General features: G+C 62.5%; 14 protein-coding genes. 10 read left to right on the top strand and 4 right to left on the bottom strand.

Going from position 1 to position 14,695, the window contains the following annotated elements; genetic code table 11:
• Positions 1 to 42 precede the first annotated feature (42 nt).
• Positions 43 to 846, top strand: a complete 804-nt coding sequence (locus tag LB554_RS12670) for a potassium channel family protein (RefSeq protein WP_224584834.1) — start codon at positions 43 to 45, stop codon at positions 844 to 846.
• 9 nt (positions 847 to 855) lie between these two features.
• On the opposite strand, the gene LB554_RS12665 is transcribed toward LB554_RS12670, so the two are convergent.
• Positions 856 to 1,737 carry a DMT family transporter gene (locus LB554_RS12665; protein ID WP_224584833.1) on the bottom strand — a complete coding sequence of 294 codons (882 nt, stop codon included), beginning with the start codon at positions 1,735 to 1,737 and terminating at the stop codon, positions 856 to 858.
• A gap of 191 nt (positions 1,738 to 1,928) precedes the next feature.
• On the opposite strand from LB554_RS12665, the gene LB554_RS12660 reads away from it, so the two are divergent.
• On the top strand, positions 1,929 to 2,435 hold the full coding sequence (locus tag LB554_RS12660) for a hypothetical protein (RefSeq protein WP_224584832.1): 507 nt from the start codon (positions 1,929 to 1,931) through the stop codon (positions 2,433 to 2,435).
• 6 nt (positions 2,436 to 2,441) lie between these two features.
• Here the strand turns inward: LB554_RS12660 and LB554_RS12655 are convergent, their stop codons facing one another.
• Complete coding sequence (locus LB554_RS12655; protein ID WP_224584831.1) at positions 2,442 to 3,770, bottom strand: DNA polymerase IV; 1,329 nt, start codon at positions 3,768 to 3,770, stop codon at positions 2,442 to 2,444.
• Positions 3,771 to 3,835: 65 nt separating this feature from the next.
• On the opposite strand from LB554_RS12655, the gene LB554_RS12650 reads away from it, so the two are divergent.
• Together LB554_RS12650 and LB554_RS12645 are read left to right on the top strand one after the other, a co-directional pair.
• Positions 3,836 to 4,423 (top strand): GNAT family N-acetyltransferase, encoded by a 588-nt coding sequence (locus tag LB554_RS12650; RefSeq protein WP_015317617.1) that lies wholly within the window; start codon positions 3,836 to 3,838, stop codon positions 4,421 to 4,423.
• A 93-nt stretch (positions 4,424 to 4,516) separates the two neighbouring features.
• Positions 4,517 to 6,076, top strand: coding sequence for a hypothetical protein (locus tag LB554_RS12645; protein WP_224584950.1), 1,560 nt, complete (start codon positions 4,517 to 4,519; stop codon positions 6,074 to 6,076).
• 65 nt (positions 6,077 to 6,141) lie between these two features.
• On the opposite strand, the gene LB554_RS12640 is transcribed toward LB554_RS12645, so the two are convergent.
• Both LB554_RS12640 and LB554_RS12635 read right to left on the bottom strand, forming a co-directional pair.
• Entirely contained in the window at positions 6,142 to 6,795 is a 654-nt protein-coding gene (locus tag LB554_RS12640) for a hypothetical protein (protein WP_140616187.1), read from the bottom strand.
• Positions 6,792 to 7,091 carry a DUF3572 domain-containing protein gene (locus LB554_RS12635; protein WP_140793364.1) on the bottom strand — a complete coding sequence of 100 codons (300 nt, stop codon included), beginning with the start codon at positions 7,089 to 7,091 and terminating at the stop codon, positions 6,792 to 6,794. The genes LB554_RS12640 and LB554_RS12635 overlap by 4 nt, the downstream gene beginning before the upstream one ends.
• A gap of 262 nt (positions 7,092 to 7,353) precedes the next feature.
• Between LB554_RS12635 and LB554_RS12630 the strand changes: the two genes are divergently transcribed.
• From LB554_RS12630 to LB554_RS12605, 6 genes are all read left to right on the top strand, one after another.
• Entirely contained in the window at positions 7,354 to 7,710 is a 357-nt protein-coding gene (locus LB554_RS12630) for a response regulator (RefSeq protein WP_280110242.1), read from the top strand.
• A gap of 33 nt (positions 7,711 to 7,743) precedes the next feature.
• Positions 7,744 to 9,117 (top strand): PleD family two-component system response regulator, encoded by a 1,374-nt coding sequence (locus LB554_RS12625; protein WP_015317622.1) that lies wholly within the window; start codon positions 7,744 to 7,746, stop codon positions 9,115 to 9,117.
• Between the two features lie 550 nt (positions 9,118 to 9,667).
• Complete coding sequence (locus LB554_RS12620) at positions 9,668 to 11,221, top strand: FAD-dependent monooxygenase (protein WP_224584830.1); 1,554 nt, start codon at positions 9,668 to 9,670, stop codon at positions 11,219 to 11,221.
• A 67-nt stretch (positions 11,222 to 11,288) separates the two neighbouring features.
• Entirely contained in the window at positions 11,289 to 12,023 is a 735-nt protein-coding gene (locus LB554_RS12615; protein WP_140661178.1) for a FadR/GntR family transcriptional regulator, read from the top strand.
• Entirely contained in the window at positions 12,020 to 13,207 is a 1,188-nt protein-coding gene (locus LB554_RS12610) for a PLP-dependent transferase (protein ID WP_140716774.1), read from the top strand. The genes LB554_RS12615 and LB554_RS12610 overlap by 4 nt, the downstream gene beginning before the upstream one ends.
• A gap of 29 nt (positions 13,208 to 13,236) precedes the next feature.
• Positions 13,237 to 14,514, top strand: coding sequence for an ABC transporter substrate-binding protein (locus LB554_RS12605; RefSeq protein WP_015317626.1), 1,278 nt, complete (start codon positions 13,237 to 13,239; stop codon positions 14,512 to 14,514).
• Positions 14,515 to 14,695 lie beyond the last annotated feature (181 nt).

The following is a 14,695-nucleotide window of genomic DNA, read 5'->3' as shown; positions in this document are numbered from 1 at the left end:
CAGGCGGCACTCCGCGGGCCGGCACCGGCTGCTCATGCAAGCATGAAGGCCAAGGAGAGACGCCCATCGCAGAACCTTTCCGCGACGGCGCGATTACGCGACAGGCTGCGCACGCTCTATCACGGACGCTCGCCGGCCGCGTTCCGGTTCCAACTGGTGGCTGTCATCATCGACCTCGCCATCATCGCTTTTTTCATCGCCACCCCGGTCATCCAGCAGTCGGCCTCGTTTCTGTGGCTGGACTATGCCGTGGCGGCTCTCGTCGCCGCCGATCTGATTGCCAGGCTGCTCGCCTCCAACGACATGCTGCGCCTGACGAAGCAGCCGACCTTCTGGGTGGATGCCTTCATCCTTCTGACGCTGCTGATGCCGACAGCTCTCGCGAGCCTCGGCTTTCTGCGCATCCTGCGGCTATGGTCGCTGTCGCGCAGCGGTTCGATCTGGCGGCATTTCGAGATGCGTGGCCTGCGGCCCTGGCGCGAGGCAAGCCACGCGGTGATCAACCTTTTGACCTTTCTCTTTGTCATCACGGGCTTCGTCTACACGTTCTTTTTTCGCAACGGAGCCGGACTGGAAAACTACATCGACGCGCTTTACTTCACCGTCGCGACCGTGACGACGACAGGCTTCGGCGACATCGTGCTGCCGGGCATCGCCGGCAAGCTGACGGCGATCGTAACCATGATCATCGGCATATCGCTGTTCGTCAGGCTGGCGCAGGCGATCTTTCGGCCGGCCAAGGTGTTCTTTCCCTGTCCGCAATGCGGGTTGCAGCGTCACGAGCCGGACGCCGTACACTGCAAGGCGTGCGGACACGTGCTCAACATTCCAGACGAAGGGAACTGACCGGCAACGCTATGACGCCGCGACTTCTGCCGGCTTGACTGCCTTGCGCTGCAAGTTGAGCAGATTGCCCATCAGGATCAGCAATGCACCGCCAGCGGTGAAGGCGTCGATCTGCTCGCTGTAAAGCAGCCAGCCGATGAGCGCCGACAACGGTACACGCAGGAAATCCATCGGCGAAATGACGGTGGCGTCGGCATAGCCAAGCGCACGGGCCATGCAAAAATGCGACGACATGCCGGTGAAGGCGATCAGCACGATCCATGGCCACAGTTCCAGCGGCGGGTTGCGCCACTCGTAAAGGGCTGGAACGAGGCCGACCACCGACTGGATGATCAGCATCCAGAAGATAATGCGCACGACGCTGTCCGTCCGCGTCAGCGACTTGACCAGGACCACCGAGATGCCGAAGCAAACCGCGGCGCCGAGCACGATGACATGGCCAGGATCGATCGAGCCCACACCGGGGCGAACGATGATTACCACCCCGATCAGGCCCAGCACGATCGCGGCAAGCTTTGGCCGGGACAGCCTTTCGCCAAGAAAGGTCACCGCCAGGATAGCCGTCCAGATCGGTGTGGTGAATTCGATCGAAATCAGCACGGCCAACGGAATCAAGGTCAATGCGTAGAGCCATGCCGCCTGCCCGGTATAGTGGATGACGTTTCTGGCGATATGAGCGACGGGACGCTGCGTGCGCATCGCCGCGAAGCCGCCGCTCATCATCACCAGCGGCAGCAGAATGAAGAACCCGATGACCGAGCGCAGTTCCAGCACCTGGAAGACGTTGAGCTCGGCGGTCGTGGCGCGGCCGGCGACCGACATCGCCAGGAACGAGGCGATCGACAGCGCCATCCAGAAAGCGGCCTTGGGGATCGAGGGGGTAGGTGCCATGTCAGTTATCTCGCAAGCCGGGGTTTTTGCCGCAACCACTAGCCGCCGCATTTGACTGGGCCAGAGATATTGGCGCGACGTTGCAAAACAGCCCTGTCGCGGGCGGAACCTGACATGGCAAGCCGCGTTGAGTCGCGATGTCCGCCTGAGCATCACCGATCGCCGTTACACCCGTCACAAGGAGACCTTCGATGACATTACTCACGCGGTTTGTGCTTGCCGGGTGCCTGGCTGTCGCGGCCACTGCCGCGCATGCGGACGAGAGCAAATTTCTCCAATCCTTCAAGGGCAATTTCGCCGGCAAGGGAACCGTTCAGGTGACGACGCAGGCGCCAACGGTCAGCGTTTCCTGCACGTTCAAATCGAATGCGACATCGTCCTCGCTGTCCCTCGACGGCAACTGCCGCGGCCTGATCCTGGTGACACGCGCCATCAGTGCTCGCCTGAAGACCAGCGGCGCCAAATACAGCGGTGTCTATGTGGGATCGCGCACCGGACCGGCGCAGTTGAACGGAAGCCGTTCCGGCAATGCGATAAACCTCGCCATCCGCTGGGCCAAGGAGGTCAATGGCGACCGCGCCGCGCAGCTTACCGTGCAGAAAAACGGTGCGGACGGCATTGTCTTGACCGTGGTCGACCGCGATCCCAAGACCGGCAAGAGCGTGGTGACCAGCCGCATCAATCTTCGACGCAGCTGATCGGGTTCAATCTTCCAGCGGTTCCGGCGGATGGGCGTCGCGGCCCTTGCCGAAGGTGTAGCCGGTTTGCACCGCCTTGCGGCCGAACTTGTCGCGTAGCGCATCGATGGCGCCTTCGGCCATGGCGCGCTTGCGCGACTGCACATCGACCAAATCCGGCGGATCGGCCTTATCATCGTCGGAGAGGTCGCTGACGCCGATGCCGAGCAATCGGAATTTCGTTCCGTCGGTCTCCTTGCGAAGAAGTTCCACGCCGGTCGAAAAGATGCGGTCGGCGAGGCGGGTCGGGTCGCCGAGCTGACGGTTGCGCGTGCGGAGCCTGAAGTCCTGAGTCTTCAGCTTCAGCACCACGGTGCGCCCCGCAATGCCTGATTTCTTCAGCCTCGCCGAGACTTTTTCCGAAAGGCCCCTCAGCACCGAGACAAGCTCGTCCAGTGAGGCGATATCGGTGTCGAAAGTGGTTTCGGCCGATACGCTCTTGGCGTCCTGGTCTGGGTCGACGCGGCGGACATCCTCACCGCGCGAAAGCCGGTAGAGCCGTTCGCCCATCACCCCATAGCGGTGCATCAGGTCGCCACGCTCCATCTTCTGGAGCTGGCCGATCGTGCGGATGCCATCCTGTTCCAGCGTGGCGTTGAACGCCTTGCCGACGCCCCAGATCATGGTCACCGGCTGCGTGGCCAGAAAGCCGACCGCCTCCGCCTCGCCGATGACGGAAAAGCCGCGCGGTTTGCGGAAATCGGACGCTATCTTGGCGAGGAATTTGCAATAGGACAGGCCTGATGAAACGGTGATGCCGATCTCCTTCTCCACCGCCAGCGAAAAGCGCGCCAGCACCACGGCCGGTGGCAGTCCGTGCAGGCGCTCGGTGCCGGCGAGGTCGAGGAAGGCCTCATCGATCGACAACGGCTCGACCAGCGGTGTCAAAGCCTGCATCATGGCGCGCACCTCGCGGCCGACGGCCACGTACTTTTCCATGTTGGGCGCGATCACGACCGCCTCCGGGCAGGCCTCGAGCGCCTTGAACATCGGCATGGCGGAGCGCACGCCGCGGATGCGAGCGATGTAGCAGGCGGTGGAGACGACACCGCGCTTGCCGCCGCCGATGATCAGCGGCTTGTCCTTGAGCGCAGGGTTGTCGCGCTTCTCGATGGCCGCGTAGAAGGCGTCGCAATCGATATGGGCGAGGTGCAGCCGGTAAAGCTCGGGATGGCGGGCAAGGCGAGGGCTGCCGCAGCGTTCGCAACGGCGCGTTTCACTGCGCTGAAAGGTCAGGCAGTCACGACAAAAACCGTGGTCGGGATTGTTGACAGGGGTCGCCATCGCTGCGAACATAAAGAGAACAAAACCAATGGTACGACAGCGCAAGGCCAGCGACAAGCCTGGCCTGGGGAGAACGCATGAGCACGACCGTAGTGCCGCTGGCGCCAGAGCTCTGGCCTGAATTCGAGGACCTTTTCGGCAAGCAGGGCGCCTGCTACGGCTGCTGGTGTACGCATTTCCGGCTGGCGCCGGCGGCGCGGCGCGAGAGCAGCCGTGAACGCAACAAGGATCACATCAAGGCGCGCATCGAGGCCGGCCCGCCGCCCGGCCTGCTGGCTTTCGAGGACGGCAAGGCGGTCGGCTGGATGCAGATCGGGCCACGCGCCGACGTGCCCGAATGGAACAACAAGGGCAGGGGCTCGGCGCCGATCGATCCCGCCGACGCGTCCGATCCGGCCGTTTGGGCGATCTCGTGCTTTTTCATCCGCGCCAAGGCGCGCGGCAGGGGCATCACCCACCGCCTCGTCGAAGGCGGCATCGAGTTCGCCCGCAGGAACGGGGCGCGGCTCGTAGAGGCCTGCCCGATCGACCTTTCGCGCGATTCGCGTTCGATCGGCCTGTTTGTCGGGTCATCGGGGGTGTTCGAGAAAGCCGGGTTCGAAAGGCTTGTGGAGCGCAAGGCCGGTCGGCCGCTGATGCGGCTGGTGTTGAAGCCGATTGCCTGACTGTCATCGTCTTGCGGTCGCGATGGTATTTCCCTACCAGAGATACGAAACCATTTTTGCCTTTTTGACGAACGGAGAATTCCCGTGAACCGTATGCTGCCTATTGCCTTTACCGCGTTCCTGCTGAGCGCGCCTGCTTTCGGCCAGACCGTCGACAGTCAGGGCGCCAAGCAGTTGTCCGATGATCTGTCGCGCTATGTCGGCAAACAGGCGCTCGACAAGGGCATCCTGAAGGTTTCGGCCGAAGGCGCCGCCTACAAGATCGTGGTCGATTTCAAGGCGCTGGCCAGCAGCTTTCCCGACGAGAAGCTGGTGAAATTCGACTTTGCGCCCTATGCCCTGCTGGTCAAGCCGCGCGGCGACGGGTCCTGGGATGTCTCGATGGATTTTTCGCAGAGCGCCTCCTTTGAATTCAACGGCCCTCAGGGAAAGCAGAGCACGCAGTTCTCGATCAAGGATGGCAAGGGCAACGGCGTCTACGACCCCAAGCTGGCGGCCTTCACCAGCGCCACGAGCTCGATGGCCGGGATGACGATGTCGTCGCAGGACGCCAAGCAAAGGATGGATGTGACCGCCGGTGCCGGTACCGTGACGCTTTCCGCGACCAAGGCGACCAATGGCGGCGTTGATTTCACGACGTCGCAAAAGATTTCGAACTTCGTCGAAGCGATAAAATTCGACGATGCCGAGAGCGGGCTGAATTTTCCCGTCACCGTGAAGTCGCCGGAATTTTCCGTGGAGGCCAGCGGTAAGGGCGTGCAGACCAAGCCTCTGCTCGATCTCCTGGCGTTTGCCGTGGCCAATGAGGACGAGAAGACGCTGAAGGCAAACCAGGCGCAGCTCAAGTCGCTTCTGCTTGCAGCGCTTCCGGTGTGGGAGCGTATCGACGGAACCTATGGCTTCAAGGACTTCGCGGTCGACAGCCCGATCGGCCCGTTCGGAGCAACCCAGTTCGGCATAGCGTTCGGTTCCGACGGCGTCGCCCAGAACGGAAAGGTCAGCTATGGTATCAAGGCTTCGGGGCTGACCGTGCCGCAACAGCTTTTGCCGAGCTGGAGCGTGGCGCTGCTGCCCACCGATATCGACCTGAATTTCGGCGGCGCCAACATCGATCTCGACAGCATGGCAAAGAAGGCCATCGAAGCCTTTGATCTCAACCAGGATCCGCCGCTGCCGGCCGAGTTCGGCGACCAGCTCAAAGCCGAATTCCTGGCCAAGACGCCGAAGGTCGTCATCGGCCACAGTACCGTAAAGAACAAGGACATGGAGATCGCGCTGGAAGGTGAGATGACAAGCTTCGGCCAGAAACCCGACGCAAATCTCACTGTCGACGTCGCTGGCTTCGACAAGATCATGGAGCATCTGCAGGAAGCGGCGAAGGCGGAGCCGGAAGTCGGGCAGTACGTGCCTGTCGCTCTCATGGCGAAGGGTTTTGCCAAGACGCTGCCGGACGGCAAGCTGGAATGGGCTATCAACACCAAGGCCGACGGCTCGGTCACCGTCAACGGCGTCATGCTGAAGCCCGCCGACCCGGCGGTGGACGATAGCGTCGACGACGGTGACGGTTCGGACGATGAGAGCGGCGGCGACAATGGCGGTAGCGATAATGGCGGCGGCGCTAACGGCGGGGCAGGGGCGAAGCTCAATCCTTGAGTGTTCTGCCCTCGAGCAATTCCGGAACCGTTTTTTCGGTCCGGGATCGCACCAGAACGCCTGGATTAGAACCCCAGCGCGCCAGCGATCTTAGGCGCGGCTTCGTGCCAATCCTGGACGACGATGACATCGTCCGGGACCGATGGCAGGAACCTACGCAGCGAATTGTCGGCCATCAGATGGAAAAGATTTGCGTCGGCGACCGAGTCACGCACCGACGCCAGATTGGCTGGCTGATCGTCGACGAAGACCACCGGCCGCCCGCTCCTGCCGCGCAGTTTGGCTACCGCCGGCCCCTTGGCCATTTCGGTGGTCAGCAGCGGATAGGCTAGCCCCAGTGCATCGAGATGGGCGCGTCGCACGGCGCGATGCCGGTGCGGCATGGCTGTCAGCAATATGATTTCGGCACGGTCTCCAAGTCCGGTCAGGGCTTCCGCGGCGCCATCGGTGATGCTTTGCCAATCGGCTTGCGCGTCGAAGAAATCGCCCAGGAGTGCGGTGACTTCGGGTTGTTCGATCAGGCGGCCGCTGGCTGTCTCGGCAATGTTGCCGGTCAGCCGGAAGGACGCCAGCGTCAGGCCATAGCCGCGCGCCTTGAGGAAATGCGGGAAGGGCCGGATGAATTCGAGCACCACGTCGTCGACATCGAGCACCAGCAGCGGTCGGTCATCAGCCGCCAGTTCCTCGATCTGGCGCGCGGTTTCGGGATCATCGCTCATGTGGAGTGCTCGTGATTGTCATCGCCAAGCGGCAAGGCGCGCAACGCCTTGCCGACAGCCGCTGGTGGCGTGCCGGTTTCCTCGGCGAAGCGCATCAAGGTCGGCTCGTGGGCAAGAATGAACTGCAGGACGCCGGCCAGGAAACCCGGCTCGCCGGCCGCCCGGCGGATCGAATGCGCCTCTATTCCCGTGATTGCCAGAAAGCGCGGTAAAAGCTCCGGATCGGTGGCAACGAAGCCCAGTGCCTTGACGGCAATGGTTTCCGCCTCTTCGCGCATTGACGCTGCGTTTGCCATCACTACCTTCGGTGCGTGGAATGAGTCTCTCCCGCAGTAATGGCAAGAACTGCTTGCGGCAAGCCACTAGCGTGTGGCGCGCCTTTTGGACGCGCAGGGAGGCGAGGCGGAATTCGTGCTGCTTTGCAGGCTTCGGGTTTCCGTTTCGTCAATCATATTGCCGTATAGTGAAGCAGGGTTTGGTGCGTTCAAGGAAAGAGCGCATGACGGCCACCTCCGGGTGGAGGACGGCCGGGACGGGATGCCGATGCCTAAGAAGGTCATGATCGTCGAGGACAATGAGCTCAATATGAAGCTCTTTCGGGACCTCATCGAAGCAAGCGGTTACGAGACGGTGCGCACCCGCAACGGTCTGGAGGCGCTCGACCTGGCGCGCCAGCACCGGCCGGACCTCATCCTGATGGACATCCAGCTGCCCGAAGTGTCGGGACTGGAAGTGACCAAATGGCTGAAAGAGGACGACGATCTGCACGTCATCCCGGTGATTGCGGTGACTGCCTTTGCGATGAAAGGCGACGAGGAACGCATCCGCCAAGGCGGCTGCGAGGCGTATATTTCGAAGCCGATCTCGGTGCCGCGTTTCATCGAAACCATCAAATCTTATCTGGGCGATGCCTGATGTACCCTTCCAGCCGAGCCGGAGCGTTGTGAAATGACTGCGCGGATCCTCGTCGTCGACGACATCCCTGCCAATGTGAGGCTGCTGGAAGTCCGGCTGCTGGCCGAGTATTTCGAGGTTCTGACCGCCACCAATGGGGCCGATGCGATCGAGACCTGCGAGAACGGCAAGGTCGATGTCGTGCTGCTCGACGTAATGATGCCCGACATGGACGGGTTCGAGGTCTGCCGGCGATTGAAGAGCGATCCGGCGACGTCGCACATTCCGGTGGTGATGATCACCGCGCTCGATCAGGTCACCGACCGCGTGCGCGGGCTCGAGGCTGGTGCCGACGATTTCCTGACCAAGCCGGTCAACGACTTGCAGCTGATGACGCGCGTCAAGAGCCTAGTCCGCCTGAAGTCGTTGACCGACGAGCTTCGGCTGCGCGCCTCGACCACGCGCAACATCGGCATCGAAGAACTTTTGAGCCGCAATTTCGCGTCCGAGGACACGACGCCGAAGGTGCTTTTGATTGACGAGCGCAAATCGTCGGTCGAGCGCATCCAGAAGATGCTGCGCGATCGTGCCGACCTCGACGTCACCGGCGATCCGCATGCCGGGTTCTTCCAGGCCGCGGAGACGCCCTATGAATGCGTGATGATCTCGACGGCCTTCGCCGATTTCGATCCGCTCAGGCTCTGCTCGCAACTGCGCTCGCTCGACCGCACCCGTTTCGTGCCGATCATCCTGCTGGCGGAGGAGGGCGAGGAGGAGCGCATCATCCGAGGGCTCGAACTCGGCATCAACGACTATCTGATGCGGCCGATCGACCAGCAGGAACTGACGGCGCGGCTGCGTACCCAGGTGCGCCGCAAGCGCTACAATGACCAATTGCGCGCCAGTGTCACCCAGACCATCGAAATGGCCGTGACCGACGGCCTCACGGGGCTGCACAATCGCCGCTATCTAGACAGCCATCTGCAGACGCTGTTCGATCGCGCCGTGGCGCGGCGCCGGCCGCTGTCGGTGATGATCACCGATCTCGACCGCTTCAAGTCCATCAATGATGCGCATGGGCATGACGGCGGCGACGAGGTGCTGCGCGAATTCGCGCGGCGGCTGCGCAAGAACGTCCGGGGTATCGACCTTGCCTGCCGGTTCGGCGGCGAGGAGTTCGTGGTGGTAATGCCCGATACCGACGGCGCAGTGGCCGAGAAGGTGGCCGAGCGCATTCGTGCCGAAATCGCCCAGATGCCGTTCGCCATCGGCGCCGAGGGCAAGACGATCGAGGTCACCGTCAGTGTTGGCGTGTCATCGGTGCTGAAGGGCGTGGACACGGTGGCGGCACTGATGAAACGCGCCGATCTCGCGCTCTACGAAGCCAAGAGCGGCGGCCGCAACCGCGTCGTTGCCAAGGCAGCCTGACGCTCCGGGCCCGATTATCCGGTCAACCCCAACAGGGTTACCCATTTACCTTAATCCAAGCGATTCGCGAGCCTTGGTTAAGAAACTGTTGATTTCCATAAGCTCTTGCGCAAATGTGAAGGCCAAGACGAAGCCGGCACGAGGTAGACAGCCGGCTCGATCCTCGAATACCCCATGATGCTCAGGTCCGCCGCATCTCCTGGGTCCGTGGGGTCGGCCGGCCGGCGCTGGCACATAGTGGCCTCCTCGTACCGCTGCCAAACGCCGACCGGCCCCCTTTGCCCGATATGATATCAGGAATCTGCGTCAAGCCCCGGAAGAACCGGGGCTTTTTTGCGGCAGGTCCCGCTTTTCTGGACTGTAACGGCTTCGGTTGCACCCTCGCGTGCTATTGCTTGGCAACACCGCGACTTTTCGCCGCCATATGCATAAGGGGAAGAAGAGGAGCCAGCCCCTCCATTTCATACATATGGCGTGCAAGGGGCTTGCGGCAAGACCCGGCTGTTCCCGTAGAACCACGACCCAGGTTAACGGAAACGGGAGTGGCGAAATGCCGGAATTGTTGCCAGGAGACCGAGTGCGTCGGGATCATGCCGTGGTGATCGCCGGAGGTGGTCCGACCGGGTTGATGCTGGCTGGCGAACTCGCATTGGCGGGCGTCGATGTGGCCGTTGTCGAGCGGCGGCCAAACCAGGAACTCGTCGGTTTGCGCGCGGGCGGCCTGCACGCACGCACCATCGAGGTGCTCGACCAGCGCGGAATTGCCGACCGGTTCCTCTCGCAGGGACAGACATCGCCGTCGGTGGGCTTCCACATGATCCGATTGGACATCAGCGACTTTCCCACGCGGCACAACTATCTGCTGGCACTGCGGCAAAACCACATCGAGCGGATATTGGCCGACTGGATCAGCGAGTTCGGCGTGCCGATCTATCGCCGGCAGGACGTCACGGGCTTCGCACAGGATAATGGTGGCGTCGACATCGATCTGTCTGGCGGCCAGCGGTTGCGGACGCAGTATCTCGTCGGCTGCGACGGAGGGCGCAGCATGATCCGCAAGGCCGCGGGGATCGCGTTCGATGGATGGGATCCGACGATGAGCTGGATAATCGCCGAGGTCGAGACGGCGGAGGAACCAGCATTGGGCTTTCGCAGTGACGCCCATGGTATCCATGCGATCGGCAAGATTGAGGAAGACGGCCGGGTGGGTATCGTGCTGACCGAGCGACAACTGACCATTGGTGGCGAACCGACACTGCGCGATCTCAGCGAGGCGCTTGTCGGTGTCTACGGCACCGATTACGGGGTCCACAGTCCGACCTGGATTTCCCGGTTCACCGACATGACGCGGCAGGCTGCCGCTTACCGCGACAGACGTGTTCTGCTGGCCGGTGACGCCGCGCATATCCATCCCCCAATGGGCGGACAGGGCCTCAATATCGGCGTGCAGGACGCGGTGAACCTGGGGTGGAAGCTGGCCCAGGTGGTCAAGCGGATGTCACTGGAAGGCCTCCTCGACAGCTACCATGCCGAACGCCATCCGGTCGCCGCCCGCGTGCTGCGCAACGCGATGGCGCAGGTCGCGCTTCGCCGGATGGATGCTCGCACCAAGGCCTTGAGCGACACATTCGCCGAACTGCTCGCCATGGATGGGCCACGCAAACGGATCGCCGCGGAGATGTCTGGCCTGGGTGTCCACTACGATCTCGGGGAGGGGCACGCGCTGCTTGGGCGACGAATACCCGACCTCGATCTCTCCACCGCTGATGGGCCGTTGCGACTGTTCACGTTGCTCCACGACGCGCGGCCGCTGCTCCTCAATTTCGGTGAGCCAGGCAGGCTGGACATTGCGCCTTGGGCCGACCGGATCCGGCAGATCGACGCATCGTATGCCGGTGCCTGGGAGCTTCCCGTACTCGGAACGGTCGCCGCACCCGATGCGGTCTTGATCCGGCCCGATGGATACGTGGCCTGGGTTGGCGTTGAGGATGGACAGGGATTGGCCGATGCGCTGACCAGATGGTTCGGACCGGATGCCGGAGCCGGGCGCCCCTCCGAACGCAGCGCGTCACCTTCCACAGGCCGATGGCCAGCTGTCTCCTGACAAGCAATTGACAGGAGGCTCCATCCGTGCAGAAATTGGTTGGACCATTGGACCACTTGGAGGAAATGTGGACCAGAACAGCCTGCCACCAATTCAGACGACGGCGCGTGACGACGCCGTGCTGAAGGCATTGGTGGGCTTCGTCCGCGCCGAGGCCTTGCGGCCTGGCGAGCGACTGCCGACCGAGCGCATTCTAGCCGAACGGCTCAAGGTCAGCCGCAACACGGTGCGCGAGGCGCTGACGCGGTGGGAAGGATTGGGCCTGGTCGAACGCCGGCAAGGCAGCGGCACGTTTCTCAAGGCGGCCGTCTCGCCCGACATGCTGCATTTGCCGCTGACGCTGGCGGGCGGCAATGACTTCACCAGCCTGATGCAGACGCTGGAAATACGCCGCGCGCTGGAGGCGGAAGCAGCGGCACTGTGCGCCGAGCGGGCAAGCCCGGCCGACATTGCCGAGATCGAGGGCAAGCTCGATATCATGGAGCAGGCGTTTCGCACCCTTGATGGCATGTCGTCGGAAGAGGACTGGGAATTCCACCAGGCGATCTACCGGGTCTCCGGCAATCCACTGTTCGAACAGATCATCGCGGCCATGCACGAACTGTTCCATCGCTTCTGGGAGCATCCGCTCGGTGTGCGCGATTTCGGCCATGCCAGCTTTCCCTATCACCGCACCATCTACGAACGTATCGCCGCGCGGGATCCGCAGGGCGCCCGCGACGAGGCGCTCAAGCTCATCGCCACCGTCGAGGACGACCTCAAGCGCGGTGCGGCCAAACTCAAACTTTCGGACCTGAAATGAACGGGCATCCAGACGGTTTCGACCACGATTATCTCGCCGAGGCGGCGACGCTTTTGGCGCATGACGAACCGTTTCCCGGCGGCGCCGTCGTGCCGCCGATCTACCAGACCTCGTTGTTCACTTTCGCCAATTATGCGGAAATGGCCGATACCTTTGCCGGCAAACGAAAGCAGCCGATCTATTCCCGCGGCGACAATCCGACGGTCATGGAGTTCGAGGCTCGTGTCGCCGCGCTCGAGGGTGCAGAGGCCGCACGCGGCTTCTCCAGCGGCATGGCGGCGATCAGCGCCACCGTGCTTGCCTTCGTCGGGGCGGGCGAGCGCATCGTTGCTGTACGCAACTGCTATGGCGATGCCTACCGGCTGTTCGAGCGGCTCCTGCCGCGGCTCAACATCAAGGTGGACTATGTCGACGGTTCCGACCCGGACGCGGTCGCGGCGGCGCTTCCCGGCGCCAAGCTGCTCTATCTGGAAAGCCCGACCTCGATGGTGTTCGAGCTCCAGGACCTGCCGCATCTGACCCGGCTGGCAAAAGAGCAGGGCATCGTCACCACCATCGACAATTCCTGGGCGACGCCGGTGTTCCAGAAGCCGATCTCGCACGGCGTCGACCTCGTGCTGCACTCGGCCTCGAAATATCTCGGCGGCCACAGCGACACGGTCGCCGGCGTGGTGGCTGGCTCGGCAGCGCATATCAAGCAGATCAACGAGCAGACCTATTCCTATCTCGGCGGCAAGCTGTCGCCGTTCGAGGCCTGGCTTTTGCTGCGCGGCCTGCGCACGCTGCCGCTGCGCCTGCCGCACCATATGAAGAGCGGGCTTGCCATCGCCGAGCGGCTGAAGGCGCATGGCGATGTCGAGCGGGTGAACCATCCGGCCTATTCGAACCATCCGGGCAAGGCGACGCTTGCCGGCTATGGCGGGTTGTTCTCGTTCGAGGTTACCGAGGACATCGACATTCCCGTCTTCGTCGACGCGCTGAAATATTTCCGCATCGGCGTCAGCTGGGGTGGGCATGAGAGCCTGGTCGTACCGGCCAAGGCGTCGCTGGAGCAGACGCCAGGACTGAATTCGATGGCGCGCTTCGGCGTCAGCCCCCGAACCATCCGCTTCAATGTCGGATTGGAAAGTGTCGAGGATCTCTGGGCGGATGTCGCCCAGGCCCTCGAAAAAGCCAGAAAATAACAAGCGGGTTCAAAATGGGAGTCTTGAACATGAAAAAACTGACCGTCATGCTTGCCACCGTCGCGGGGCTGGCGATTTCCGCCGGTGGCGCGCTCGCCGATTCAACCCTGAAAATGGTCGAGGTGATCACCAGCCCGCCACGCACCGAATTCCTCAAGAAGCAGATCGCCGAGTTCGAGGCGGCCAATCCAGGCGTCAAGGTCGAACTGGTCTCGCTGCCCTGGGGCCAGGCTTTCGAGAAATTCCTGACCATGGTGCAGGCCGGTGACACGCCCGATGTGGTCGAGATGCCGGAACGCTGGATGGGGCTTTACGCCAACAATGCCCAGCTCGAGGATCTCGGCCCCTATATGGCCAAGTGGGACGACGCCAAGACGCTCGGCGACCGCGCCAAACAGTTCGGCTCGACGGTCAACAACACCCAGTTCATGATCCCCTATGGCTACTATGTGAACGCGCTGTTCTGGAACAAGAAGCTGTTCAAGGAGGCTGGTCTTGACGGCCCGCCAGCGACGCTCGACGAGTTTGTCGCCGATTCCAAGAAGATCTCGGCCATTCCCGGAAAATACGGCTACTGCCTGCGCGGCGGGCCGGGCGCCTTCAACGGCATGCACATGTTCATGAACATCGCTCAGGGCAAGGGCGGCTATTTCAACGAGGACGGCACCTCGACCATCAATGAAGAAGGCTCGGTCAAGGGCCTGCAGATGCTGGCCGACATGTACAAGAATGGTCTAGCGCCGAAGGATGCCGTAAGCTGGGGCTTCAACGAAACCGTCACCGGCTTCTACTCCGGCACTTGCGCCATGCTCAATCAGGATCCGGACGCGCTGCTCGGCATCGCCGACAAGATGAGCGCCGACGACTTCGCCGTGGCGCCGCTGCCGGTCGGACCAAGCGGAAAGTCCTATCCGACCCTCGGCTATGCCGGCTGGGCGATGTTCGCCAACTCGCAGCACAAGGATGATGCCTGGAAGCTGATGGCGACGCTTCTGTCGCCGAAGGACAATCTGGAATGGGCCAAGGAAGTCGGCGTCGTGCCGATCCACAACGGTGCCGACCAGGATCCCCATTTCAAGACCGAGCAGTTCAAGGGCTGGTTCACGGAACTCAGCGACAGCTCCAAATATGAAATGGTGACGCCGCCGACGCATCTGGAAAACCTCGGCAATTTCGTCGACCAGGTCGCGATCAAGAACTTCCAGGAAGTGCTGCTCGGCCAGAAGACGGCCAAGGAGGTCGCCGACCAGTGGGCTGCCTTCCTGACCAAGGAACAGCAGGACTGGCTGGCGAAGAACAAGAAGTAGCTTTTCTTCCCTTCTCCCCGTTCACGGGGAGAAGGTGGCCCGATAGGGCCGGATGAGGGGCTGCGCCAAGTTCTGAAAAGCTGGCGCCGCCCCTCATCTGCCTGCCGGCATCTTCTCCCCGTAAACGGGGAGAAGGACGCTCATTGTCCATCCAGCCGCTCCAGGGAGCCATTTCTCAGCC

The sequence above is a fragment of the Mesorhizobium sp. CO1-1-11 genome (assembly GCF_020164995.1).
Lineage (GTDB): Bacteria > Pseudomonadota > Alphaproteobacteria > Rhizobiales > Rhizobiaceae > Mesorhizobium > Mesorhizobium australicum.
The sequence above is the reverse complement of the archived record's forward strand: the minus strand, read 5'-3'. Positions and strand labels throughout refer to the sequence as shown.

Excerpts from the sequence above, each read along its gene's own strand:
- LB554_RS12670 (WP_224584834.1), top strand. The coding sequence starts at position 43 with ATGAAGGCCAAGGAGAGACGCCCATCGCAGAACCTTTCCGCGACGGCG.
- LB554_RS12665 (WP_224584833.1), bottom strand. The coding sequence starts at position 1,737 with ATGGCACCTACCCCCTCGATCCCCAAGGCCGCTTTCTGGATGGCGCTG.
- LB554_RS12660 (WP_224584832.1), top strand. The coding sequence starts at position 1,929 with ATGACATTACTCACGCGGTTTGTGCTTGCCGGGTGCCTGGCTGTCGCG.
- LB554_RS12655 (WP_224584831.1), bottom strand. The coding sequence starts at position 3,770 with ATGTTCGCAGCGATGGCGACCCCTGTCAACAATCCCGACCACGGTTTT.
- LB554_RS12650 (WP_015317617.1), top strand. The coding sequence starts at position 3,836 with ATGAGCACGACCGTAGTGCCGCTGGCGCCAGAGCTCTGGCCTGAATTC.
- LB554_RS12645 (WP_224584950.1), top strand. The coding sequence starts at position 4,517 with ATGCTGCCTATTGCCTTTACCGCGTTCCTGCTGAGCGCGCCTGCTTTC.
- LB554_RS12640 (WP_140616187.1), bottom strand. The coding sequence starts at position 6,795 with ATGAGCGATGATCCCGAAACCGCGCGCCAGATCGAGGAACTGGCGGCT.
- LB554_RS12635 (WP_140793364.1), bottom strand. The coding sequence starts at position 7,091 with ATGGCAAACGCAGCGTCAATGCGCGAAGAGGCGGAAACCATTGCCGTC.
- LB554_RS12630 (WP_280110242.1), top strand. The coding sequence starts at position 7,354 with ATGATCGTCGAGGACAATGAGCTCAATATGAAGCTCTTTCGGGACCTC.
- LB554_RS12625 (WP_015317622.1), top strand. The coding sequence starts at position 7,744 with ATGACTGCGCGGATCCTCGTCGTCGACGACATCCCTGCCAATGTGAGG.
- LB554_RS12620 (WP_224584830.1), top strand. The coding sequence starts at position 9,668 with ATGCCGGAATTGTTGCCAGGAGACCGAGTGCGTCGGGATCATGCCGTG.
- LB554_RS12610 (WP_140716774.1), top strand. The coding sequence starts at position 12,020 with ATGAACGGGCATCCAGACGGTTTCGACCACGATTATCTCGCCGAGGCG.
- LB554_RS12605 (WP_015317626.1), top strand. The coding sequence starts at position 13,237 with ATGAAAAAACTGACCGTCATGCTTGCCACCGTCGCGGGGCTGGCGATT.